We start from the raw sequence: 25729 nt of genomic DNA, 5'->3' as shown, positions 1-25729 counted from the left end.
GGCAAACTACCTCTTTAGCATGTACGAATACGAAAAACGTCCATGTGAGATAGCCCTCCAGAGATAAACTCTGACAGCCCTGCACTTATTAAATGCAGGACCAGCATGCGTATTGCAAATTACAGCACACTTCGGCGGGCGCCCCTTTCACCATCCTTCATCGATTCTGCAAATCTCCGAATGGCTACTATTGACGTCCGCACCTCTATCATCACTTTTCCAAGTGATTCAATTATTCTTCTACGATAACATGTTACTGCTCAGTTGACAATGTGTCATTTTGAAAATGCTGAAAAATGGTTTGAGACAAACTTTCCGGCATTCCTGCATCTTTTAACTCGTCGATTGACGCTTCTTTGATGCGTTTGACGGAGCCGAAATGCTTCAGCAATTGCTGTTTGCGCTTAGGCCCGACGCCTTGCAGCCCATCAAGCGCCGACTGGATCGAGTTTTTGCCGCGCAGCTGCCGGTGGAAAGTTATGACGAAACGGTGAACTTCATCTTGAATTCGCTGCAGCAGATAAAAAGCTTCGCTCGTCCGTTTCAACGGCACGACTTCAACTGGATTTCCATAAAGAAGCTGTGAAGTTTGGTGTTTTGCATCTTTTGCAAGGCCCGCAATTGGAATGGACAAGCCCAGTTCGTCTTCGATAATTTCCCGAGCGGACTCCATCTGCCCTTTCCCACCATCGATCACGATCAAATCAGGAAGAGGCAAATTATCCCGTAACACACGCGTATAGCGCCGGCGGATAACTTCACGCATGGCTGCGTAATCATCCGGTTTTGAAGCACTGCGCGTTTTGTATTTGCGGTAATCTTTTTTGGACGGTTTTCCGTCCACAAACGCGACCATCGCAGAAACCGCATCAGCCCCTTGGATATGGGAGTTATCGAATGCCTCAATGCGCAGCGGCGTTTCGATATTCATCGCTTCTCCAAGTTCCACGCATGCACCAACTGTGCGTTCTTCTTGGCGTTCAAGCAATTGGAATTTCTCTTTGATGGCGATTTCCGCATTTTTCTTTGCCAAAGCCACCAAATCTTTTTTCTTGCCGCGCTGCGGAATAAGCACGCGCATATCCAGCCATTCACGCACCAATTCAGCATCTTCGCCTTCCGGCAATAAAATTTCATTCGGCTTTACATGGTTCGATTGTTCATAAAATTGTCCGAGGAACGTCATGAACTCTTCTTTAGGGTCCCGGTAAAGCGGGAATAAGGAAACATCCCGTTCAATCAGCTTGCCTTGGCGGACGAAAAAGACCTGTACACACATCCACCCTTTATCAATTGCATAGCCGAAAACATCCCGGTTCGTAAAGTCATTCATGGTCATTTTCTGTTTTTCCATGACTGTTTCAATATGGGAAATTTGATCACGGTATTCCTTTGCACGCTCAAACTCCAAGTTTTCAGCGGCTTCGGACATTTTTTCAACAAGGTCTTGCTTCACTTCGCGGAAACCGCCATTTAAAAACCTTGAAATATCATCGATCATTTCCTGATACGTTTCTTTTTCGACCGGTTTTACACAAGGCGCCAAGCATTGCCCCATGTGATAGTAGAGGCAGGCACGGTCCGGCATCGTATGGCATTTGCGAAGCGGATACAGCCGGTCGAGCAATTTCTTTGTTGCACTCGCTGCATAGGCATTCGGATAAGGACCAAAATACTTTCCTTTATCGCGTTTTACTTGCCGCGTAATAATCAATTTCGGATGCCGCTCACTTGTAATTTTTAAATACGGATAAGTTTTGTCGTCTTTTAACATGATATTGTATTTCGGATCATGCTTTTTGATCAAATTCAATTCCAAGATCAACGCTTCTTTTTCCGAGTTCGTTACAATGTATTCGAAGTCGACAATTTCTCCGACTAAGCGCTGGGTTTTCGCATCGTGGCTTCCAGTAAAGTAAGAACGCACACGATTTTTCAGCACTTTCGCTTTGCCCACGTAAATGATCGTGTCTTGCCGGTCTTTCATTAAGTAACAGCCCGGCTGATCGGGAAGAATTGCTAATTTATGTTGGATCAATTCATTTGCCATTATCTCACCCTATTAAAAAACCGGGGCCATCACTGGACCCGGTTAAGAATTATGCGTGTTGGTTAACTAATTCAGCCAAAGCTTCTTTTGGTCTGAAGCCAACAACTTTATCAACTGTTTCTCCGTCTTTCATCAATAGAAGAGTCGGGATTGACATGATGCCGTATTTGCCTGCAGTTTCTTGGTTTTCATCAACGTCTACTTTTACGATTTTAACTTTATCGCTCATTTCAGCGTCTAATTCTTCAAGAACTGGAGCAATCATTTTACAAGGCCCGCACCAAGTAGCCCAAAAATCTACTAATACTAAACCTTCTGAGATTTCTTGTGAAAAGTTCTGATCTGTACCGTGTACTATTGCCATGAATAATTCCTCCTTATAATGTAACCAAACTATGTTTTGATTATAGCATGCGTGAAAAACTGTAGCTATTTATTTGCCTACTTCCTATCTACCCCTTACTCGGAAGAATAAACGATGGATAAATGCGGCTTATTTTGTCCAGTTTAATACGAAATTTTACGAGGTGCGGAAAAATCGATTTTGGGTGCGAAACTTTCACATCGAGGTGCTTTCGCGTTAATTCCCATTAAAAAACGGCCCTTTCTATTACAAGGGCCGTTGCTTTCGCTTTTCTTTGTCCAGACTCCAGCAGGCAACTCCTCGGGTCATAAGCCAGCGCCGCTTCGCTGTTCTGTCTTATGCCTTTCGGAGCTGTACGCCCGCTTTCGCTTTTCTTAATTACATTACTTTCTTGAATTCTTCTGTCAGCATCGGGATGACTTCGAACAAGTCTCCGACAATGCCGTAATCCGCTACTTTGAAAATGTTCGCTTCTGGGTCTTTGTTGATCGCAACAATGACTTTCGAGTTGGACATACCTGCTAAGTGCTGGATCGCCCCTGAAATTCCTGCTGCGATGTATAGGTCAGGTGTTACAACTTTACCTGTTTGTCCGATCTGCAAGGAATAATCGCAATAATCCGCATCACATGCTCCACGAGAAGCACCAACAGCGCCGCCAAGAAGATTCGCTAATTCTTGCAAAGGTTCGAAGCCTTCTGTGCTCTTCACGCCGCGTCCGCCAGCAACGATCACTTTCGCTTCTGAAAGGTCAACGCCTTCAGCAGATTTGCGGACCACATCTTTGATGATCGTGCGCAAGTTTGTAATATCCACTGAAAGTGAACTTACATCGCCTGAACGCTCTTCTTTTGCTAATGGCGGAATGTTGTTCGGACGAACTGTGATAAATGAAAGGCCTTCTTTTGATTTCACTTTTTCGAATGCTTTACCAGAATAGATCGGGCGGACAAATACAGCGTCATCGCCTTCCCCTTCGATATTTGTCACATCAGAAATCAAACCGGATTGCAATTTCGATGCGATTTTAGGCGATAAATCTTTTCCGACCGCTGTGTGGCCGAAAACGATGCCTTCTGGGCTTTCTTGTTCGATGACAGCCATGAATGCTTGCCCGTAGCCATCTGAAGTGTAAGACTTCAAATGAGGGTGCTCTACCGTAATGACACGGTCAGCTCCGTAATTTACAAGTTCTGCGCCAAAGTCAGCGACTGAATCGCCAATCAAAACGCCTACTACTTCTCCACCGCCAGAGATTTTCTTCGCAGCGGCAATTGCTTCAAACGTTACATTACGTAAAGCGCCTTCACGCGTTTCGCCCAATACCAATACTTTTTTCGACATAGTCTGTTTACCCCCTAAGTAGATGTGAAAATTTATCGTTCAGTTATTTTTAGTGTTCAGACTCCGGCTGCCAGCTCCTCTAGTCGCTTGTCGGAGCTAAACGGCAGCCTTCGCTTTTCTTGCTTTATATAACTTTCGCTTCGTTGCGCAATAATCCGACCAATTCCGATACTTGTGCTGAAATGTCCCCTTCTAGCACGCGGCCCGCTTCTTTTTTCGGCGGCAAGTAAATTTCGATTGTTTCCGTTTTCGCTTCAACGTCGTCTTCTTCGATATCCAAATCATCGAGTTCCAACTCTTCAAGCGGTTTTTTCTTCGCTTTCATGATTCCTGGAAGTGATGGGTAACGAGGTTCGTTCAAACCTTGCTGAGCTGTTACAAGCAACGGCAATGACGTTTCAAGCTCTTCTGCATCCCCTTCGATGTCTCTCACGATTGTCGCAGTTGTGCCATCGATTTTAAGGCTCGTAATCGTTGTTACATAGTTGATGCCTAGCAAATCAGCAACACGCGGCCCTACTTGGCCAGATCCGCCATCGATTGCTACGTTCCCTGCTAAAATCAAGTCCGCATCTTTGTCTTTCAAGTATTCCGCTAATATGTAGGAAGTCGTGAACTCATCCATTTCTTCCAAATCGTCTTCTGTGTTGATCAATACTGCTTTATCCGCGCCCATTGCAAGAGCTGTACGAAGTTGCTTTTCAGCTTCTTCTCCGCCGATTGTGATAACGGTTACTTCCCCGCCATGTTCGTCACGGACAGTGATCGCTTCTTCAATCGCATACTCATCATATGGATTAATGATGAATTCTGCGCCGTCGTCCTGTATTTTGCCACCAGAGATGACTAATTTTTCTTCTGTGTCAAAAGTACGTTTTACCAATACATAAATGTTCATGAACGTAAACCTCCCAAGTATTATTTCCCTTTAAATTGTGCTTCGCGTTTTTCCAGGAAAGCCTGGATTCCTTCTTTTGCGTCTTCTGAAACAAAAACCGTTCCAAAGGAAGCCGCTTCTGCTTTCACGCCGTCATGATAGCTTGCAGACTTTGAATACTGCAGCATATCAATAGCCGCTTTAACCGACACCGGACTTTTCTTCGCAATTTTCTTTGCAATTGAAAGCGTTTCCGAAAGTAGGTCTGCTTCTGCATAAGCACGGTTGGCTAATCCCAACTGAGCTGCTTCTGCTCCCGTAATCGGATCGCTTGTCAAAAGCATTTCTGCTGCTTTTGCGACACCTACATACCGCGGCAAGCGCTGCGTCCCTGCAAATCCTGGAATCAAGCCAAGCTGAAGTTCCGGCAATCCTAGTTTAGCATTTTCAGAAACAAAACGCATATGGCAGCTCATCGCCAATTCCAAACCGCCGCCTAAAGCCGCTCCGTGGATGGCTGCGATCACAGGTTTATGAAATGTTTCGACTCGTTCAAATACGGCCTGTCCGCTTGCTGAGAGTTTTGAAAACTCTTCGCCGCTTGTCACTTCTGTAAATTCCTTTATATCGGCTCCTGCAGAAAAGAATCTTCCTTCGCCATGTAAGACGATTGCACGGACTTCTTCATCATGTTCCACTTCATCAAGCAGACTGTTCACTTCCATGATCAATGCACGAGATAACGCATTTGCTGGCGGACGATTGATTGTTGCAACCGCAACACCATCTTCTTTTTTCCAACTGATAAATTCCATTTGAAGAGCCCCTTCCCCTATGCGCGAATTCCCTTCATCAAAAGACGATGGACTTTCGGCGCCAATTCGACTAAATCATATTTATGATCGTTCATCACCCAAGTGGTGATGGTCTCATCCATTGTACCAAAAACCATTTGCCGAGCTAAACGGATATCCATTTTTTCATCGAATTCTCCGTCTTCCATCCCTTTGACAAGGATTTTATCAAGCAGCAATAAATATTCTCTTAACACGCCATTTATTTTCATTCGGATTTCAGTATTCGATTGTCTGAGCTCCAACTGGGTCACTATGGCGAGATGCAGATCACTTGCCAGCAAACTAAAATGGCTTTCGATCATCAAGCCTAATTTATCCACTGCCGGAATATCCCGAACCAAAATCTGTTCGAGTTTCTCGACAAAGACTGCCATCTTTTCTTCGAAAACAGAAATCAGAATATCTTCTTTGTTTTTGAAGTAGAGATAAATTGTGCCGTCAGCCACTCCTGCCTGCTTTGCAATTTTAGATACTTGCGCTTGATGGTAACCATTTTCTGCAATTACCACGACCGCAGCATCTACGATCTGTTTGTATTTTGGTTTATCCTTTTTTACCAAATCATCACCACCCAAAAAAAATATGAAAATATGAATGGCGCTTCATTCATATTTTCATATTATAGTTTATCTATTGACGTGTCAAGCTTTTATCAATTGCCAGCTTTACTCTGCAGCGATAGGCAATAATTTTGTCGCTCTTATAGTTAAGACGGCACCGCTTCATTTTGCTTAGCGACTTCTTCGTCCACTAATGAGCGGCGAAGGATTTTTCCGACTGCGGTTTTCGGCAGCTCTTTGCGGAATTCATAAATGCGCGGAACTTTGAATGCTGCTAAATGTTCACGGCAATATTTATTAAACTCTTCCTCAGAAACAGTATACCCTTCTTTTTGCACAATGTATGCCTTTACCGTTTCACCGCGGTAAGGATCCGGTATTCCAGCAACAACACATTCCTGGACAGCTTCGTGCTCATACAGGACTTCTTCTATTTCACGAGGGTAGATATTGAATCCACCTGCAATGATCATGTCTTTTTTGCGGTCGACGATAAAGAAATGGCCTTTTTCATCCATATAGCCGAGATCTCCCGTCAACAGCCAGCCATTAACGATGGTTGCAGCGGTATCATCCGGCCGGTTCCAGTAGCCTTTCATCACTTGAGGACCTGAAATCGCAATTTCGCCGATCTCTCCTGCCGGCACTTCATCTGTCGTCCCGGGAAGGAAAATTTTGCAGTCCGTGTCGGGATACGGGAAGCCGATAGAGCCTTTAACGCGTTCTCCCCAAATCAGATTCGAATGGGTAACCGGGGACGTTTCCGTTAAACCGTAGCCTTCAACCAGTTTGCCTCCTGTAATCTCCTCGAATTTCTCTTGGACATCAACAGGCAGCGGCGCAGATCCGCTCAAGCAGGCATCAATGGAAGATAAATCGTATTTCCCGATGTCCGGATGATTCATGAGACCAATATAAAGGGTCGGAGCTCCAGGGAATAAAGTCGGCTTTTGTTTATTGATCGTTTTCAAGGCCGTTTCTGCATCAAATTTCGGCAGCAGCACCATTCGGTTGCCTTGCATCACGGATAGGATCAACACTGTCGTCAAGCCATATACATGGAAAAGCGGAATGATGCCAAGAACCGTCTCTTCGCCGTCCTTGCATTTGTAAAGCCATGAATCACACATCGTCGCATTCGAGATCAAGTTCTTATGGGTCAGCATAACCCCTTTAGGCGAACCTGTCGTCCCTCCAGTATATTGTAGCAATGCGAGGTCTTCATTGAAATCGAATTCAGTTGGCTCCACTTCTTTTGATGCGGTTTTCATCACTTCTGTAAACAAATGATTGACGCCGCGATGCTCCACTTTCACTGATAATCCGGTCTGGCGTTTTTGGATAAATGGATAAATCATATTTTTCGGGAAAGGAAGATAGTCTTTGATCCCGGTAATAATGACATTTTCCAGTTTCGTATTTTTCACGACTTTTGAAATCCGAGGGAATAAAATATCTAATGAGACAATGGCTTTTGCACCGGAATCGTTCATTTGGTACGCGATTTCCCGTTCTGTATAAAGCGGATTCGTCATGACCACTACGCCGCCTGCATAGAGGACGCCATAAAAACTGATGACTGCCTGCGGACAGTTCGGCAGCATGACGGACACCCGGTCACCCTTTTCAATGCCGAGCCCTTGCAAATAATTGGCGAACTTCATCGAGGAATCATACAGCTCTTCGTAGCTCACATCTCTTCCCATAAAATGGATAGCTGTTTTCTTCGGGAATTGTTCGTAGGCATGCGTCAAATATTCCTGCACGGGCATACTTTTGTACTCCAAAGTTTTTGGGACTTCAGGCGGATAATGGGCAAGCCATGGCTTTTCTGTCATTCTTTATTCCTCCTTTTGATTTTCAAATCGTGTGAATATTCCTATTTTTAATTATATCGGTAAATGATAACGCTTTCAACAGCAAATAAAATCTGAAACCTGGAAGGAATAAAAAAGCAGCCCGCCTTTTCGGCAGACTGCTGAATTTTAAATAACAAACAGAAAAACGATTCCTACGATGATGAACAATGCACAGCATACGAATAGGATCTTGATCAGATTCTCCATAGTTTACAACTCCTAAGAAATACTTGCACCGATGACGAAAGACAGTCCGACTGAGATGGTCAACGAAACGAAGCCGACGGAACGGTTGTCATTTTCAATTTCTTCATCCACTTTGAATTTCGGAGTAAGAAATTCAAATAAAAGATAAGCAAAAATCAATAAAGCAAATCCATACAATCCCCAGCCGATCATTTCCAGCAAGGTATTATGGCGTTCGATGGAAAACCGGAAAATATTCGTGACACCGAAAATTTTCCCGCCGGTCGCCATCGCTACCGCCAGATTCCCTTTTTTGATTTCTTCCCAGTTTTTATACTTCGTTACCAATTCAAAAATCACCATTGAGACGATTAAACATAAAACGACAACGCTGAAATATCCCGCCGTTTCCACTAACGGATGTGTCCAAAACCCAGTCTCTGACATGTCAATTCTCCCCTATACGAAATCACTTTAGCTCAGCGACCGTTACGCCTGAGCCGCCTTCCCCTGCTTCCCCGAAGCGATAGCTTTTGACTCTCGGATGTTTTTTCAAATACTGCTGGACACCTGTGCGCAGTGCACCGGTTCCTTTGCCGTGAATGATTGAAACTTGATGATAATTAGATAGTAACGCATCATCGATATACTTTTCAACACGGGCAAGTGCATCTTCGTAACGTTCCCGCGTAAATCGAGTTCCAATTTCACGTGGCTGTCCCGATTTTTCAAGGTGGCCATCGCCCGTGTTTCTTTTTGTTTTTCCGGTTTTGTATAAGCCAAATCGGATTCCGGCAGCTTCATCTTCAAAATGCCGATTTGGACGATCCATTCATCTTTGGATACTTTTTCAATCAGCGTCCCTTTTTGGCCAAATGAAATCACTTTGACTTCATCATTCGGTTTCAACGGCTTCGCTTGGCTGGCTTTTGCCGCTCGTTTCAAAATGCGGTTTTCCGGCATCGCTGCCTCCAGCCGTTTTTTCGCATCGATCAACTGATGCTCTTTGACCGATGAAGCTTGATCCATCTGCATTTTACGAAGTTCAGACATGACGCCTTCTGCTTCACGGGTTGCTTGTTCCACAATTTTCCGTGCTTTTTCCTTCGCCTTTTCCTGCAGCTTCTCTTTTTGCTCTTCGTATTCTTTCAGTTGGTTTTGCAGTTCTTTTTTCAAACGCTCGGATTCTTCTAACACTTCGCTCGAACGTTCCGCATCTTTCTCAGCTTCCCGGCGGCTCGTTTCAAGAGAAGCAATCATCGAATCCACTTCACGCCGGTCAGTGCCGGTGAAACTTTTCGCGTGGCTGATAATGTGCTCCGGCAATCCAAGGCGTTTCGAAATTTCAAATGCGTTGCTTCGCCCTGGAACACCGATCAATAACCGGTAAGTAGGGCTTAAGGTTTCCACATTAAATTCTACGCTTGCGTTTGCTACACCTGGCCGGTTATAGCCGTAGGCCTTCAATTCCGGATAGTGGGTCGTCGCAATAACTCGTGCGCCGCGTCCGTGGACTTCGTCCAATAACGAAATCGCAAGGGCTGCCCCTTCTTGAGGGTCTGTTCCTGCACCCAACTCATCAAAAATCACCAACGAATTTTCATCGAATTTCGTCAGGATATCGACAATATTGACCATATGGGAAGAGAACGTACTTAAGCTTTGTTCAATCGATTGCTCATCGCCGATATCGGCAAATACTTGATCGAACACTGCCAACTCCGAACCTTCCAGCGCTGGAACCGGCAAGCCCGATTGAGCCATTAACGTGCTTAGCCCGACCGTTTTCAAGGTCACCGTTTTCCCGCCGGTATTCGGGCCGGTAATGACGATCGCCGTGATGTCACGACCAAACTCGATATCATTCGGCACCACTTCGTCAATCGGAATCAGTGGATGGCGCGCTTTCTTTAAATTGATATAGCCTTCTGTGTTCATTTCAGGTTTAGTGCATTTATTGGCTGCGCCGTATTTCGCTTTCGCAAAAATCATATCGATTTCTCCGAGCACTTCGACCAACAAAAACAGATCATGCGCCACTTCCTGCACCTGGGCAGAAAGCATTTGGAGAATGCGGTCGATTTCTTCTTTTTCCTTCATCTTCAAGCGGCGAACTTCATTGTTTGCTTGGACGACTGCATCCGGTTCAATGAATAAAGTTTGGCCAGAAGACGACTGATCGTGCACGATGCCGCCGTAATGGCTGCGGTATTCCTGCTTTACGGGAATAACGAAACGGTCATTGCGGATTGTCACAATCGAATCTGACAGCATTTTGGATGCATTTTTGCCGCGCACTAAACTTTCCAACCGTTCGCGCACTCGGCTTTCCTGCGCCCGGAGCTGCTGGCGGATGGTGCGAAGTGCGGAACTTGCACTATCCAAGACGCCGCCGTTGTCATCGATGCACATATTGATGTCGTGTTCGAGCTGCGTCAAAATCGGCATCGATTCTTTCATTTCCAGGAAAAGCGGGATCTGGATTGTCCCTTCTTCCCGAATGCCTTCAAAAAATTGGCGGAGAATCCGGCTCGCCCGGATGGTCGATGACACTTCCATCAATTCCATCGGGCTAAGAGAACCGCCGATTTGTGCGCGCTTTGCATGCATGCGGATATCGAAAATGCCGCCCATCGGCACATTCCCTTTTACCCGTATGATGCTTGCCCCTTCGTCCATCTGTTCCAACAAACGGTTGACTTCGTTGATATCTGTTGAAGGAAGCAATTTTTCAATATGGGCTTTCCCGAGCGAAGAAGTGCAATAGCGAGCCACTTCTTCGCGGATTTTATAATATTCAAGTGTTCTCAATGCGCGTTCTGCGATCAAACGAGACACCTCCTACTTTTTCAAAAATTCTTTAAAGCGTTCAAGCGGCCATGTATTGACTACATGGTCCCTTTTCAGCCAAGCTTTTTGCGCATGCTTGACCCCTGTTTCCATAACATCCAATCCTTCAATGGCATGGGCGTCTGTATTGATGGCAACCGGCACACCTTTTTCCTGCGCCATTTCCAAATGTTCCACTGCCAAATCAAGCCGGTAAGGACTTGCATTCAATTCGACGATTTTGCCGTATTCTTTCGCCCAGTCCAATAGCTGTTCGATATCCGGGTCGTAGCCGCTCCGTTGGCCAATGATGCGGCCAGTCGGATGGGCGATCATATCCACATTCGGATTTTTCATTGCCGTTAACAGGCGTGCCATGATTTGCTCCTGCGGCTGCTGAAAACTGGAATGGATGCTCGCAATGACAAAATCCAGCTGTTCGAGTACTTCATCGTCAAAATCCAGCGAACCATCCGGCAATATATCCATTTCTGTACCGGATAAGACTTCAATATCATTGTAGTTTTTATTCAGCTCACGGATCTCCGCATTTTGTTTTAACAGGCGTTCAGGCGTCAAGCCATTCGCCACTTTCAAGTATTCAGAATGGTCGGTGATGACCATGTATTCATAGCCTTTTGCGCGGCAGCCATCAATCATTTCAGGCAGCGAATGCGCGCCGTCCGACCAAGTGGTGTGCATATGCAAATCCGATTTGATGTCCTTTAGCTCAACAAGATCCGGCAATTCTTCGAGGCGATCCAATTCCCGGCCGTCTTCCCGGACGGAAGGCGGAATGAAAGGCAAACCGAAATGAGCATAGAAATCCGTTTCGGAAGCGAAGGTCGCGATTGAACCGTCTTCCTGCTCAACGCCGTACTCACTGATTTTCTTATTCTGCGATTTCGCTAGCTGCCGCATTTTCACATTATGGTCTTTCGATCCGGTGAAATGGTGCAGCGCAGTAGTGAATTCTTCCGGCGCTACCAAACGGAAATCGATATCGATCAAATCCTGGAATTCCACTGTCACCGACACTTTTGTGTCTCCAGACGCAATGGTTTCCTGGACCGGCAAAGCTTCAAGCAATTGCTCTTTGACGATTAACGGAGCAGATGTTGCTACAATGAAGTCCAGATCCTTGCTCGTTTCTTTTGTCCGGCGGAAACTTCCTGCCACGGAGAATTCCGTGACTTCCTGGATTTTCGACAAAATGTCCTGGATGAATTCGACGGCTTCTTCCGTTTTCCAGATCGGATGTCTGCCTGGACGCGATTCGAAATCGGTCAATTCTTTCAGGATCTTCTCTTCCGATTTCGGCCCAAAACCCGGAAGCTTCTGGATTTCATGGTCCAGGCATGCCTGTTTCAAGCTTTCCGCTGAATCGATGCCTAGTTCCTTATAGAGCTTCGCGATTTTCTTGCCGCCCAAGCCCTGCAATTTCATCAACGGAATCAGCCCTTTTGGCACCTCTTCCTGCAATTCTTCAAGAACCGTGGATTTTCCAGTGTCCATCAATTCCAAAATGACATCCCCTGTCCCTTTGCCGATGCCTTTCAGTTTCGTTACGTCTCCTAACTCATCCAAGCTCCGTTGGTCGAGCTCAAGCGCTTGCGCGGCTTTTCTGAAAGCCGATACTTTAAACGGGTTTTCCCCTTTTAATTCCATATATAACGCAATTTTTTCGAGTGTTCTGATGATGATTTTCTTATTCATGCAGACAGACCTCCAGATTTAGACTTAAAAAAACTTCCCTCCAGTAAGAGAGAAGTTACTGCTTACATATAAATATACCACCATTCTTTTACTTTCTCAGAGAAATAAGGCGTATGCTCCAGCATCATTTGAGCGAGGCTGGAATTCTCGAGCTGGTTTTGGACCGCGTCCATCGGAAGCAGCGCAAACACATAGATAAAGATAAATAGGAGTATGTACACTTCAATAAATCCAAGTACCGCGCCGAGCACCTTGCTGATAAAGCCGAGCACCGGCAAGTACTTCAAGAAATCGAACATGGAAGCAAGCAGCTGCAGACCGAATTTCACCACAAAGAAAATCAAGGCAAAAGCAAATAGCTGATAGAAAGTCTGATCCAGGTCCAGCTGTTCGATGGCCATCGTGAAACGGGATTCATCGTTGACAGCCGGATACGGGATCCACAGCACAAAATATTCCGAGAGCGGTTTATAATAGAGATAAGCGACAACGAGCGCCACGACAAATCCAACCATATGGATCAGCTGAAGAACCAGCCCTCGTTTTGCGCCTACGATTATGCCGCCAATCAATAAAATCAATAAAATAATATCAAGCATCTACGTCAACCCTTCAACTTTCTCAATTCATTTTCTAATTGTTCTACCCGCTCTTTCAGTTTAAGATATTCATGTGCCGTATTGACGGCGGTCAAAACTGCCAGCTTCGAACTATCGAGAGATGGATTCATCGCATGGAACTCACGCATACTTTCATCCACCATCGAGGCCACTTGCCGCATATGACCGGATGTTTCCGTACCGACAATTTTATAGGTATAGCCGTAGATTTCGACTGAAGTCGTTATTTTATGTTCATCCGACAATGCTCCACCCCTCCTTAGAAATGCTATAGATAATCATAACATGAACACGCGTACAATGTGAATCATAAGAAAGGAGGCGCCTTCATGTCAAATATTGTGTTGAAACTGCCGGAGGAAAGTCTCCTCCAAATCATTGCCCATTATAAGCCGAAACAAGTGGCCGCGAAAGCGCCTTACATCCGCTTTACAGCCAAATTAACGGATGCAGTCGTCACGGTCTACACGTCCGGAAAAGTGATGTTCCAAGGTGCCGGTGCCGAACGGGAAGCTGCGCGTTGGGGAGAAGTTGAGGCCGCAGCCGCAAAAACATCCACAGCCAAAGGTGATCAGCTGCCTCCGAATTTCGCCAGACTTTCCGTACTCGGTTCAGATGAAACCGGGACCGGCGATTTCTTTGGTCCGATCACTGTCGCTGCCTGCTACGTTCCGGCGGATAAAGTGGCGCTTGCCCACGAGCTCGGCGTAAAAGATTCCAAACAGCTGACTGACGCCTGGATGCGCAGCGTTGCTCCAGACCTAAAAGCGGCGTTTGCCCATAGCGTATTGACCTTAAAAAATGAAAAATACAACCGCGTGCAGGAACAAGGCTGGTCGCAAGGAAAAATCAAAGCCTTGATGCACAACCAAGCATTAAAACATGTACTCCGTAAAATCGCACCGGAAAAGCCGGATGCCATTTTGATCGACCAATTTGCTGAACGCGGCATTTATTATAAACACATAAAAGATGAAAAAGAAATCATCCAGGAAAATGTCCTGTTCTCGACAAAAGCGGAAGGCCTCCACGTTTCCGTTGCCTGCGCATCCATCATTGCGCGAGTCGCTTTCTTGGAAGAAATGGACCGCATGAGCAGCGAAACCGGTGTCACTTTGCCAAAAGGCGCCGGAAAAATAGTGGATGAAGCTGCTGCCAAGATTTTATTGAAGCACGGCGAGAGCTATTTAAAAAACATCACAAAAGCCCATTTTGCGAACACGAAGAAAGCCCAAGCATTGGCGAATAAAAAACGCTACTAAGATTTTTTTGGAATATTCTTATTTTATCATTCTTAGGAAAGATTACTAGCACATTTTGATTACAAAATGATTACTTGAACCCTTATAAAGATGGACAGAAAAAAGCAGAATCTTGGGATTCTGCTTTTTTCGGTTTACTTTTTACTCACTTATTTAATTACTACCTCCATAAATAGTAGCTATGTATTGAATTCTTTATAAAGTTTCATTATAAATATACTGGATCAATTGAATCTTGTACTTCCCAGCGATATTTATTTATATCAGGTATTGGTTTTAAAGGTTCATACCAAGAGTCAGGAGCTTTACAATTACCAGAACTTCCTTTATTATACTTTAAGATTTTTGTTTTATTTTGACTTAAATAGACATCTCCCTTCACAAACAAATGATCATCTGACTTTAAATTTTCATTACCAAGGATTAGCGCATCCCCGAAAACGATAATATTAATTTCCCCACCATTAGATTGGCTTGTTAAATCCCCATTTATTATTAAATCTCCTCTTACTAAAATACATGCATGGTTTTGAATATATAAATTCCCATCCATATATAGGTCTTTTTCAACCAAAACTTTATCTTCTTTACCACCTCCTACTGTGAATGCATTACCTTTAACTCCACTTATCACAAAATGATCCTTAAAATGATGCTCTTGTTTCTTAGTTATAAACGGCACTGTAATTTCAACGTATCCACTCTCATCTAAAGGATCATTAGAGTTTTTAGGTGTGTAGTTTGATGGACGATTTGGTTTCTCTGGAAATTTTTTTATCGGTTGATTAGCTAATATAGTTGGTGGACTCATTTTGAATGTGTTTTTTATAGATTTAAAAGTACTCAGGGTTTTACCTACGCTTAATATTTCTACTGTTAATTGATTATCTGTAGCAGTTTTACATGGAGAAACAATACTTACTTCATAATTTTTATCATTTAAATCTGAAAGTTTAATTATTTTTATCGAATTTATTTTATTACATAGCAAATCCCCATTCAGCATTAAATTTTCTTGTTCACTTTTATTTTTATATGTTACGAAATCATAGCTTTCTACAACTCTTTTAATTTCTTCTTTATAATGCAGTACACCCATCTCCGCCTGATGCCTTGCTTGCACTTGATCTTCTTTCACATTAAATTGCTTGTTTGCGTTTATATTCATCGCTAACAATCCCATGCCTAGAGTGGTGAAAACAACAACCAACAATATAACCATGACTAACGCATAGCCATTTTCGTTTTTGATATGTCTCACTTCAATCCCCCTTATCGCAGTTTACTAAAAGTGGTTTCAATTTTATGTTGGCTGTCTTGATTAGACTTTAATTCCAAATTAAATTTTACGTCTTTGACTCGTTCAATCAAAAGGGTGGTTGAATTAAAATCATAGCCTTCTGAAATCTTTTTTCCATTCATCAATAAGATTTCGGGACTTCCTCCCGTTTTTATCTCTAATTTGATTGTCTCGCTAGTGTTTTTTAAGTATTCGCTTCTAATTACTTCTACTATGTAATTTGCTTCTTGTTGAATTCTTTGGTTTGCTGTTGACCTTACTGAAGCTTTGGATCCGTTTACGAATACAGACACTGCTAAAGCCATAATGATCCCTACAAGGGCTAATGCAGCTAATATCTCTACTAAAGATATTCCACGTTCATTTCTCATGACGACACCCCGCTAGCCGGTTTGAAGTACATTTCAGTTACAAAATCCTTGCTCTTCAACTCGCTTTTCGAGGTGTTTTTCACTGTAATGACGGCTTTTTTTAACTTTGTATTGGCTGGACCATCCGTTACAGCAATAAAAATTTCAAAGTTTTTGTATTTAGCTGTGGGAATGGCTGTTTTTCCTTGTCTAATTTCTCCCATTACGTCCTCCGCAACCTCAACAGCTGTTAACTTTTCGCTATTATGGACAGTGAATCTTGCAGATTGAGCAAAAAAAGACATAAATGAAATTAGAACGATCCCCAAAATAACGGTTGCTGCTAGAACCTCTACCAATGTTAATCCTTTCTCACTTTTTATATTTTTCTTCATATACAACCTCCATTTATCGAATTTTAACTATTTTCTTTATATACCATTAATTAACAACTTAATATTACCATATTAATGGAACTTAAGTGGTTATTTTTTAATATTTTTTACAATACCTTTAAGGTCTTTTTTCACATAAAAAAAGAAGAGGTGGAATCTTACTGATTCCGCCTCTTCTACTTATTCATTTAATTAACTCCGCAGTTCTGCTCCAACTTCTGTTAAAGCTTTCAATACTTTATCATGCACGGCTACGACTTCTTCGTCCGTCAAGGTTTTCTCTGGATCAAAGTACGTTAACGTGAACGCTACTGATTTTTTGCCTGCTTCCATCTTGTCGCCTTCGTACAAGTCAAAGACACGGACATCTTTCAGCAATTTGCCGCCAGCGCCTCGGATGACTTTTTCAATCGTGCCCGCTTCCACAATCTTCGACAATACAAGTGCTACGTCGCGTGTGATAGATGGGTAGCGCGGTACCGGCGTGTAAAGCAATGGATCCGCTGCTAAATTCAATAGTTCAGCTAAATTCAATTCGAGAACGACAGTGGTTTTCAAATCACGTTCTTTTTGTTCTGTCGGATGCAATTGGCCAATGACGCCGATCCGCTGTCCGTCATGAATGATGAATGCCGTTCTTCCCGGATGGAGGTCGTCCATTTGTCCACGTTCAAAGGACAATTCAACACCCAATTTTTCACCAAGCCCTTCAACGATGCCTTTTAGCACGAAGAAATCGACTGGTTTCTTCTCGCCTTGCCAGCTATTATCGAGCCATAAGCCCGTCATGGCAATTGCCAGATGCTCTTCTTCGTTCAATAATTCATCCTCTGTTTTCAAGAACACAGCGCCTGTTTCATACAGCGCCACTGAATCGATGCGGCGAGCTGTATTATGTGTCACTGAATCCAATAAATGCGGCAACAAGCTCTGGCGCAGAATGCTGCGTTCTTCGCTCATCGGCATCAATAATCTTGTCGTATCCGTTTCCGTCAAAGCAAATTGCTTCGCCGACTTCTCAGATGTCAATGAATACGTCGTCGCTTGCAATAACCCTGCACCTTCAAGGAAATGGCGGACCATGCGGCGCTTCGCTTGATACGGCGTCAAACCGCCTGGGCGTGCTTCCGTTTGAGGCAAAGTGGCAGGAATTTCGTCGTAGCCGTAAAGGCGTGCGATTTCTTCCACAACATCTTCCTCAATTTGAATATCCTGGCGTCGAGTAGGCACTGAAATAATCAGTTGGTTGTTTGCCGCTTCCGTTTTAAACTTCAAGCGCTCCAAAATCTCAAGCATGTCTTCAAATGGAATTTTCATTCCAAGACGGGTGTTAATGAAATCCGGGCTTACTTTCACGATTTTTTCTTCGCGCTCAAGCTCATCAAAAATGATGGATCCTGCAAGCACTTCTCCTCCGGCAAGTTCTGCGATCAAGCTTGCAGCACGTTCTGCTGCAGGAATGACACGGTTCGGGTCAACGCCTTTTTCGTAGCGTGAGCTCGCATCGCTGCGCAATCCATGGTCTTTCGAAGTTTGACGAATCGATCCTGATGCGAAATAAGCAGATTCGATGACAATCGTTGTTGTCGAATCGCTTACCTCTGAATTCGCGCCGCCCATAACCCCTGCTAAGGCAACCGGCTCTTCGCCGTTTGTAATCACTAAATGATGAGGCGATAATTTCCGTTCTGCATCGTCCAACGTCGTAATCAATTCGTCCTGCTTCGCATGGCGAACTGTGATATTTCCGGTCTTCAAAGAATCATAATCAAACGCATGTAGCGGCTGGCCGTATTCCATTAAGACAAAGTTCGTCACATCGACGACGTTGTTATGCGGACGGACGCCTGCTGCCATTAACCGCTGCTGCAGCCACATCGGCGACTCTTTCACTTCGATATTGCGGATGACTTTCGCCACATAAAGCGGATTCGCTTCCGGTGCATCAATGTTCAATGTCAGCATTGACGCTGCCGTATCCGCTGCTTCTGTGTATGTTGCTTCCGGCAGTTTTACTTCTTCTGATAAAATAGCGCCGACCTCATAAGCCACACCTAGCATGCTCATTGCATCTGCACGGTTTGGAGTCAAGCCAAGTTCAAGTACGGTGTCATCCAGGTCAAAATTCGTTACAACATCAGAACCGATTTCTGCGTTTTCCGGAAGCACGTAAATGCCTTCTGCATATGCTTTAGGAACCAATTTCCCTTCAATGCCCAGTTCTTGAAGTGAGCAGATCATCCCGTTTGAAACTTCACCGCGCAACTTCGCTTTTTTGATTTTCACGCCGCCTGGCAATTTAGCGCCAGGGCGGGCAACGATGACTTTTTGGCCAGCCGCAATATTCGGTGCGCCGCAGATGATTTGTTCAATGCCATCTTCTCCGACATTTACTTGGCAAATCGATAATTTATCCGCTTCCTTATGTTTCTCGCATGATTCAACGTAACCGACTACGACGTTCGTCATGCCATGTGAACGGTCGATGACTGCGTCCACTTCGATGCCTGAACGGGTAATTTTCTCGCCCAGTTCAGCCGGGTCTAACTCTTGTGTATTTACATATTCTTTCAACCATTTAATGGATACGAGCATGTTTTATTTCCTCCTTAAACTTCAGTGCGCTGGAATTGGGATAAAAAGCGGACATCATTGGTATAGAAATGGCGGATGTCTTCTACGCCGTATTTCAGCATTGCAATACGCTCCGGCCCCATGCCGAAAGCAAATCCTGTCAGGCGTTTTGAATCATAGCCGGCCATTTCAAGTACGTTCGGATGCACCATTCCGGCTCCAAGAATTTCAATCCATCCGGTTTTTTTGCAGACGTTGCAGCCAGATCCTCCGCATTTAAAGCACGAGATATCCATTTCAACAGAAGGCTCTGTGAACGGGAAGAAACTCGGACGAAGGCGGATTTCACGGTCGTCTCCGAACATCTTCTTCGCGAATACGGATAACGTCCCTTTAAGATCACTCATGCGGATGTCTTCACCGATGACCAATCCTTCGATTTGCGTGAATTGATGGGAATGCGTCGCATCGTCGTTATCGCGGCGATATACTTTCCCTGGGCAGATGATTTTAATCGGTTCGCCGCCTTTTGCTTCCATCGTACGGGCTTGTACCGGCGATGTATGCGTACGAAGCAGAATGTCTTCCGTAATATAGAAGGAATCCTGCATATCACGGGCTGGATGGCCTTTCGGCAAATTCAAAGCTTCAAAGTTGTAATAATCTTTTTCCACTTCCGGACCTTCAGCGATCTCATAACCCATCGATACGAATAAATCCTCGATTTCTTCGATAACGCGCGTTAATGGATGCGGGTTTCCTGTACGAACAGGACGCCCTGGCAATGTGATATCGATCGTTTCACTTTGCAACTTCAGATTGATCGCTTCTTCTTCCAGAATCACCATGCGTTCTTCAAGCGAAGTCGTGACTTCTTCACGAACTACGTTGACTAGTGCGCCCATTTTCGGACGTTCTTCAGCCGGTAATTTCCCCATGCCTTTTAATAGATCAGTAATTGGCCCTTTTTTCCCTAAATAAGCGACACGGACGTCATTCAATTCTTTTACATTCGCCGCTGATGCAATTTTTTCAAGCGCTTCTGTTTTCAATGCCTGCAATTGTGCTTCCATTTTTTCTCCTCCTTAAACGTAAAAAAGCCCCATCCCAAAAAGGGACGAGGCATTATTCGCGGTACCACCCTAGTTATCGCCAAAATAGGCAATCACTTATTTACGTAACGGCTCTTCACCGGCCCATCTTTACAGCATTTGCTGGTCCCGACAGGCAGCTCGCGGGGTGAACTTCTGAAGTTTCTCGCATATCCGCGCTTCCAGCCAAGGCGCAGACTCTCTTGATGCAACGGCACAACATACTTTTCCCGGTCACAGCTTTTCTTATTTACCCTTTAAGTATACGAAATTGCGTTCATTTAATCAAATTTGTTTTTTGGCACTAAACTATAAAGCAGAATTCCAGTGGCAACAGCCACGTTCAGCGATTCCGCTTCGCCGTATAACGGCACCATTAAATTGCGGTCCGTCTTCTGCAGCAAGACCGGATCTACACCGCTTCCTTCATTGCCGACGATCAAAGCGAACGCTTCTTGGCTTTCCACTTCGTGCACCGGCGTTGAATTGATCAGCGCTGTACCGAATAAAGGAATATTGCGTTCTTTCAGCTCTGCGGTCCATTCTTCCAATTCGCCTCTGACAACCGGAATTTGGAAATGGGAGCCTTGCGCTGAACGAACCGTTTTCGGATTGAACGGATCCGCACAGCCTTTCCCTAAAATGACCGCGTCGATGCCGCTTGCAGATGCTGTACGGATCATCGTTCCAATATTGCCAGGATCTTGGACTGCATCGACCAACAACAGTTTACTCCATTGCTGCTGGTCTGCTTCTGTGAATTCAGGCTGCGCACAATGCGCGAAAATCCCTTGGGAATGCTCCGTTTCGGAAATTTCTTTCGCTACCGCTGCCGTCACGGAATACATCGGCACATCGTCGACATTCCAGCCAGCGGGAATATCGACGCCTTCCCGGACGATCAAGGATTTGATGGATTCTTTTTTCTTCAACGCCTCTTCCGTCAAATGAAAGCCTTCCACTAGAAATTCCGTGAATTTATCCCGTTCTTTACGGGTAGTGACTAATTTCTTCCAATGCTTCACAAGCGAGTTTTGTGTTGATTCAATTCTTTTCATTTGCAGTTCACGCCTTTATTTCAGAATAGCTCAAGTATAGCATATTAAGGAAAAGCGGAGGCGGCCGTTTAGATTCGACAGGCATAAGATGAGCTGGCAAAGCGGCGTCCTTTGCCGTGTAGCCAACTCGGCTTATGTCCCGAGAATCTGGCCGCTGGAGTCTGGACACCAGAAAAGCGGAGGCGGCCGGGTTAAAGTTCACGTGTGAAAAAGTCGAAACCGAAAGCTGTCGCAAGACCGAAAACAAGTGTCCACAAGCCGATGCTGATGGTAAGCCAAATGGTCGTGTTTCGTTTTGTTGCGCCGAGCGTCATGCCGATAAATGCCGCGATGTGCGTACCGATGAGAATCGGACCTAAAAGAGCAAGCCCAGGCAATCCGTATTTATTCCATATATTCTTTGCCCGTTCGTTTTTCTTCGAATTCGCCTTTCCTTTCGCTTCTTGCCGTTTTAAATACCAATCCTTGAATTTATCAAATCCGATGATCAAAGCGAGCACTGTCAACATGTTGCCGACAAACGCCATGACCATTACCCAAAAAGGAGACAAGCCCCAGACGATGCCGAGCGGAATGACCAATGCAATTTCGAGCCAGGGTATGGCTGCTCCCAGGAAAACAAGAAAGTATTCATAAATCATTCAGTTTCCTCCTTGAAATGTTTTCGGATTTCGAGGTAATAAATCAAGTATTGGCCAAAAGCGATGGCCAAAATTCCATAGATGATGGCAAGTTTCGGCAACGGAAACACAATGACGACCGTCGCTAAAAATGGCAGCGCTAACGTGATAAAGCTATAGACTTTCTGAACCGCTTTTCGCGTGATGTATGTCATGCCTTCGTCCTGTTCCAAATACTCTGGAGGGCGAATAGCGAGCGGCGAAATCTTTTGTGTCGGATTTTCTTTATTGTGCTTTTTGAGCCGTGCCATGAAAATCACAAGAAAAGCGAAGTAAAGGATGATCGAACAAAACACGACAAAGCCTTCCAGCGCCTCTAATTTAATCGTAACGCTCGTTTCAGTCTCGGTATTGACAAATTCCGTTATCGGCGAATTCAAACCGAACGCCAACACCCCTAACAATAAAATAAATGCCATCATCCATAATGGATAGTTTAAGCGGAAATCATTTTTCATTGTGCTCCTCCCCTTCGAGCCAAAATAAGTCGTCCACCTTTGTTTCCAATGTGCTAGCGAGTTTCAAAGCGAGCGTAATCGAAGGCGAAAATTCCCCTTTCTCAATAAACGCAATCGTCTGCCGCGTCACATCCACCCGCTTGCCAAGATCACTTTGCGTAAATCCATAGCGCGCCCGCAATTCCTTCACGCGGTTTCTAAGCATCCACTTCATCCTCCCTGTGTAGATGTTCGGTTTATATAACATAATGTATATTACACTTAACATAAAGTCAAGTATAGTTAACATTCTGAATTAAAAAAGGTTTGCCATATAAATAGCAAACCTTTTTATTTCTATGAGCAGATTTCGAAGTTCTATGAGCACTTTCTGAAACGCTATGAGCAGATTCCGAAATTCTATGATCATTCACTCTATAATTTCAGCTGCATCCAGAGAATATTTACTATGCCGCTTGTTTCCATGTTTCAAAATACTGTTTTTGGACAGCAACCGCTTAACAAGATGGCGATCGTCGATTTTTATAAACTGGCGAATCGCTTCATTTTTTGCTTGGTTGCCAAATAAGGCGAAGTAATCCAATACTGCTTCATCCGCTGCACTTTTTGACTTGTTTCCGCACTTTAAACATCGCCATGCACCACTCTCTCTCAAAACATTTAAAGTTTCACAAGCTTCACAATAAATGCCCTGTTCAAAAAGAAGGGGATGAAAAGAATATTGCTGAGCAATGGGTTTTTGTAGAAATGGTGTATTTTCATTTTCGATCATTTGTTTAATTTCTTTAAGTGACTGTTTATGAAGTTGGGGGCTGGATGAATACCCTTTGAGGATTCTAAAGGCAAACTCAATCATCTGGTGGTGGCGACACGTGTGAATAGCATGAGGAATTGTACAAAGTTCAGCTTGCACGGCGGTAAAAACGAGCAAACCGTCCACAGCTAAATGGATATGTTTTTCTGCAAACCAGTTTTGCATAAAGCGGATATGTTTTTCTACTTGAATGGCCGGATTATCCATGACCGTTTTGACTCCGTTTGAATCAATACGATAAAATTCACCCGTGCCATTGTCAAAATGCAATTCGCCGCTTATGTTTTTCGACTCGATGATAAGGGCTACTTTCGACGTCAACAGCAAACCATCAATTTGCACTGGCCATTTGCCCAATGTCAGACTCGTATTCCAAAGTATTTCATATGGCTCTGTGGAATAAAACTCAACAAATTTTTTCCTGAGCCTTGTTTCGCCTCGAATGCCAGCTTCTGTATTAAATAACTCTTTCTCCAGAAAAATTCGTTCCTGTGAATAAAGCGGCAATCTGCGAATTGCTCTTTTCAGCATATCGATTCTCGTTAATTTCATTGTTTCCCCCTTTCAGCTTAATCGGATTATAGCACTTCAACCTATGTTTTGTTATTTTATTTTCTATGAGCGGTTCTCGGAGTTCTATGAGCGGTTTTCTGCTTTCTATGAGCACTTCCCGGAGTTCTATGAGCGGTCTTCTACTTTCTATGAGCACTTTTCGAAATTCTATGAGCACTTTTCTATTTTCTATGCTCACCCCCTCATTTTCACACAAAAAAATCCCCTCCGCGATATGCGGAAGGGGAAAATCATTTATTCAAACGTAATGCGCGCTACTGTGTCTTTGTCTAATTTCTTGATGACTTCAACAATCAATTTCACCGCGTTCTCGTAGTCGTCGCGGTGCAGGATGCCAGCGTGTGAGTGAATGTAGCGCGTTGCCACACCAATCGACAATGCCGGTACGCCGTTTGCCGTCAAGTGGATGGATCCGGCATCGGTTCCGCCGCCTGCAATCGTTTCGAATTGATAAGGGATGCCGGCTTCTTCTGCGGTATCGACCACTAATTCACGCAAGCCGCGGTGCGAAACCATCGACGCGTCGAATAAAAGAATTTGCGGGCCAGCACCCATTTTGCTTGTGGATTCCTGCTGCGTGATTCCCGGTGTGTCGCCAGCAATTCCGACATCAACAGCAAAACCGATATCCGGCTGAATTTTAGCAGTCGCCGTTTTTGCTCCGCGGAGGCCCACTTCTTCTTGAACAGTGCCGACTCCGTAAACGATGTTCGGGTGTTCTTGCCCTTTTAACCCTTTTAGGACATCGATGGCGATCGCACAGCCAATGCGGTTGTCCCATGCTTTCGCTAAAAGCATTTTTTCATTGTTCATAACAGTGAATTCGAAATACGGCGTGACCATATCTCCGGGAGCTACTCCCCACTCTTTTACTTCGTCGCGTGAAGATGCACCGATATCAATGAACATATCTTTGATTTCAACCGGTTTCTTGCGGGCTTCCGGCGATAGGATATGCGGCGGTTTCGAGCCGATGACGCCGGTCACTTCTTTTCCGCTGCGCGTTGTGATTGTCACACGCTGCGCGAGCATCACTTGGTTCCACCAGCCGCCCAGCGGTTGGAATTTCAAAAAGCCTTTATCGTCGATTTGAGAAATCATGAAGCCGACTTCATCCAAATGTCCGGCAACCATGATTTTGGGTCCGTCTGCCAACCCTTCTTTACGTGCGATCAAGCTCCCCAGACCATCTGTTTCAATCGAGTCAGCGTAAGGCTCTATGTATTTTTTCATCACTTCGCGGGATTGGCGTTCATTGCCTGGCACCCCGTTAGCGTCAGTTAGTTCTTTCAGCATCAATACGGTTTCATCCATTTTAGCCATTATTTCGACCTCCTAAATAATTTGTACTTGTTTATTATAATAGATGAGCTTTCATTTATCAAAAAATTCGTTTAATACCCTTCTCTCTGCCGGCGGTAATTCTTTTCGTTTTTTGCAAAATATGCTTCTAACACATCCTCGTAGCTAAAGCCGAGTGCTGAAGCAATCCCGCCATACCAGCTCCAAACTTCCTGATACGCCGACATCGAATGGTTGTCCATGAACTTCAGAATTTTTTCTTGCGTACCCAAAAAAAGCTCTGTTAAATCTTTGTGGTTCACGGCACTTGGCCAAGTTTCCAACATATTCAGGTTCTTTTCGATGCCAAGGGATAAAAGGAAATGGATGGAATCCACATATTCTTCCAATAGCACTTCTTGAGCTGAAGGCCGTTTTGTGCTCCAGAACTTAAAACAGCGCGTTTCATTTGCCAGCTCCGCCAATTCGATCAAGAGCGCCAACCCTTTTTTGCGGAATACATCTTCTTCGATTCCGTGGTTAGACTGGATAAAACGGTCCAATTCTTCCTGCATTTCGAATAATTGATGCAAGTTCATAAAAACCCTCCTTTTTTCAATAAAATCTTGAA

The 25729-nt window shown here is 44.4% G+C and carries 24 protein-coding genes, 1 pseudogene, 1 riboswitch and 1 other annotated feature; of the genes and pseudogenes, 1 reads left to right on the top strand and 24 read right to left on the bottom strand.

Features of this window, described 5'->3' with window-relative positions; translation table 11 throughout:
• Positions 1-42: 42 nt before the first annotated feature.
• Positions 43-216, bottom strand: a riboswitch (Lysine riboswitch).
• Between the two features lie 37 nt (positions 217-253).
• The 12 genes and pseudogenes from uvrC to zapA form a co-directional block, all read right to left on the bottom strand.
• Positions 254-2050 (bottom strand): excinuclease ABC subunit UvrC, encoded by a 1797-nt coding sequence (uvrC, locus tag L0M13_RS07430; protein ID WP_235198948.1) that lies wholly within the window; start codon positions 2048-2050, stop codon positions 254-256.
• 49 nt (positions 2051-2099) lie between these two features.
• On the bottom strand, positions 2100-2414 hold the full coding sequence (gene trxA, locus L0M13_RS07425; protein WP_036806063.1) for a thioredoxin: 315 nt from the start codon (positions 2412-2414) through the stop codon (positions 2100-2102).
• 378 nt (positions 2415-2792) lie between these two features.
• Entirely contained in the window at positions 2793-3758 is a 966-nt protein-coding gene (locus L0M13_RS07420) for an electron transfer flavoprotein subunit alpha/FixB family protein (RefSeq protein WP_235198947.1), read from the bottom strand.
• Between the two features lie 124 nt (positions 3759-3882).
• Positions 3883-4656: an electron transfer flavoprotein subunit beta/FixA family protein gene (locus tag L0M13_RS07415; protein ID WP_235198946.1), complete on the bottom strand. Its 774-nt coding sequence runs from the start codon at positions 4654-4656 to the stop codon at positions 3883-3885.
• A 20-nt stretch (positions 4657-4676) separates the two neighbouring features.
• Positions 4677-5450, bottom strand: a complete 774-nt coding sequence (locus L0M13_RS07410) for an enoyl-CoA hydratase (RefSeq protein WP_235198945.1) — start codon at positions 5448-5450, stop codon at positions 4677-4679.
• A gap of 17 nt (positions 5451-5467) precedes the next feature.
• Positions 5468-6052, bottom strand: coding sequence for a fatty acid metabolism transcriptional regulator FadR (locus L0M13_RS07405; protein WP_235198944.1), 585 nt, complete (start codon positions 6050-6052; stop codon positions 5468-5470).
• A 146-nt stretch (positions 6053-6198) separates the two neighbouring features.
• On the bottom strand, positions 6199-7890 hold the full coding sequence (locus L0M13_RS07400) for an AMP-binding protein (RefSeq protein WP_235198943.1): 1692 nt from the start codon (positions 7888-7890) through the stop codon (positions 6199-6201).
• A 240-nt stretch (positions 7891-8130) separates the two neighbouring features.
• On the bottom strand, positions 8131-8544 hold the full coding sequence (locus tag L0M13_RS07395; protein ID WP_235198942.1) for a DUF350 domain-containing protein: 414 nt from the start codon (positions 8542-8544) through the stop codon (positions 8131-8133).
• Between the two features lie 22 nt (positions 8545-8566).
• Positions 8567-10926, bottom strand: a pseudogene (locus tag L0M13_RS07390) (endonuclease MutS2).
• Between the two features lie 12 nt (positions 10927-10938).
• Complete coding sequence (gene polX / locus L0M13_RS07385; protein ID WP_235198941.1) at positions 10939-12642, bottom strand: DNA polymerase/3'-5' exonuclease PolX; 1704 nt, start codon at positions 12640-12642, stop codon at positions 10939-10941.
• A gap of 62 nt (positions 12643-12704) precedes the next feature.
• Positions 12705-13241, bottom strand: a complete 537-nt coding sequence (locus L0M13_RS07380) for a CvpA family protein (RefSeq protein ID WP_235198940.1) — start codon at positions 13239-13241, stop codon at positions 12705-12707.
• A 5-nt stretch (positions 13242-13246) separates the two neighbouring features.
• Positions 13247-13507 carry a cell division protein ZapA gene (gene zapA / locus L0M13_RS07375; RefSeq protein ID WP_235198939.1) on the bottom strand — a complete coding sequence of 87 codons (261 nt, stop codon included), beginning with the start codon at positions 13505-13507 and terminating at the stop codon, positions 13247-13249.
• 84 nt (positions 13508-13591) lie between these two features.
• Between zapA and rnhC the strand changes: the two genes are divergently transcribed.
• Positions 13592-14524, top strand: coding sequence for a ribonuclease HIII (rnhC, locus tag L0M13_RS07370; protein ID WP_235198938.1), 933 nt, complete (start codon positions 13592-13594; stop codon positions 14522-14524).
• 208 nt (positions 14525-14732) lie between these two features.
• On the opposite strand, the gene L0M13_RS07365 is transcribed toward rnhC, so the two are convergent.
• From L0M13_RS07365 to L0M13_RS07310, 12 genes are all read right to left on the bottom strand, one after another.
• On the bottom strand, positions 14733-15785 hold the full coding sequence (locus L0M13_RS07365) for a hypothetical protein (protein WP_235198937.1): 1053 nt from the start codon (positions 15783-15785) through the stop codon (positions 14733-14735).
• Between the two features lie 11 nt (positions 15786-15796).
• Complete coding sequence (locus tag L0M13_RS07360; protein ID WP_235198936.1) at positions 15797-16195, bottom strand: PilW family protein; 399 nt, start codon at positions 16193-16195, stop codon at positions 15797-15799.
• Complete coding sequence (locus L0M13_RS07355) at positions 16192-16569, bottom strand: type IV pilus modification PilV family protein (protein WP_235198935.1); 378 nt, start codon at positions 16567-16569, stop codon at positions 16192-16194. The genes L0M13_RS07360 and L0M13_RS07355 overlap by 4 nt, the downstream gene beginning before the upstream one ends.
• 192 nt (positions 16570-16761) lie before the next feature.
• On the bottom strand, positions 16762-19164 hold the full coding sequence (pheT, locus tag L0M13_RS07350; protein ID WP_235198934.1) for a phenylalanine--tRNA ligase subunit beta: 2403 nt from the start codon (positions 19162-19164) through the stop codon (positions 16762-16764).
• Positions 19165-19178: 14 nt separating this feature from the next.
• Positions 19179-20216, bottom strand: a complete 1038-nt coding sequence (gene pheS / locus L0M13_RS07345) for a phenylalanine--tRNA ligase subunit alpha (RefSeq protein ID WP_235198933.1) — start codon at positions 20214-20216, stop codon at positions 19179-19181.
• Between the two features lie 37 nt (positions 20217-20253).
• Positions 20254-20481: a binding site (T-box leader), on the bottom strand.
• A gap of 34 nt (positions 20482-20515) precedes the next feature.
• The gene (locus L0M13_RS07340; RefSeq protein ID WP_235198932.1) at positions 20516-21292 is read right to left on the bottom strand and encodes a TrmH family RNA methyltransferase; all 777 of its coding nucleotides are present in this window, start codon (positions 21290-21292) and stop codon (positions 20516-20518) included.
• Between the two features lie 191 nt (positions 21293-21483).
• Positions 21484-21933: a small multi-drug export protein gene (locus L0M13_RS07335; protein WP_235198931.1), complete on the bottom strand. Its 450-nt coding sequence runs from the start codon at positions 21931-21933 to the stop codon at positions 21484-21486.
• The gene (locus tag L0M13_RS07330) at positions 21930-22430 is read right to left on the bottom strand and encodes a hypothetical protein (protein ID WP_235198930.1); all 501 of its coding nucleotides are present in this window, start codon (positions 22428-22430) and stop codon (positions 21930-21932) included. The genes L0M13_RS07335 and L0M13_RS07330 overlap by 4 nt, the downstream gene beginning before the upstream one ends.
• Positions 22420-22635, bottom strand: coding sequence for a helix-turn-helix transcriptional regulator (locus tag L0M13_RS07325; RefSeq protein WP_235198929.1), 216 nt, complete (start codon positions 22633-22635; stop codon positions 22420-22422). Before L0M13_RS07325 ends, L0M13_RS07330 begins: the two co-directional genes overlap by 11 nt.
• A 204-nt stretch (positions 22636-22839) precedes the next feature.
• On the bottom strand, positions 22840-23796 hold the full coding sequence (locus tag L0M13_RS07320; RefSeq protein WP_235198928.1) for a nuclease-related domain-containing protein: 957 nt from the start codon (positions 23794-23796) through the stop codon (positions 22840-22842).
• Positions 23797-24051: 255 nt separating this feature from the next.
• A complete protein-coding gene (locus L0M13_RS07315; protein ID WP_235198927.1) occupies positions 24052-25140 on the bottom strand; it encodes a M42 family metallopeptidase in 1089 nt (362 codons plus the stop codon).
• Positions 25141-25211: 71 nt separating this feature from the next.
• Positions 25212-25697: a dUTP diphosphatase gene (locus tag L0M13_RS07310; RefSeq protein ID WP_235198926.1), complete on the bottom strand. Its 486-nt coding sequence runs from the start codon at positions 25695-25697 to the stop codon at positions 25212-25214.
• Between the last annotated feature and the right edge of the window lie 32 nt (positions 25698-25729).

This window comes from Planococcus sp. 107-1 (assembly GCF_021513255.1).
Classification (GTDB): domain Bacteria; phylum Bacillota; class Bacilli; order Bacillales_A; family Planococcaceae; genus Planococcus.
Note: the sequence above shows the minus strand (reverse complement) of the source record. Positions and strands in the feature narration are given on the sequence as shown.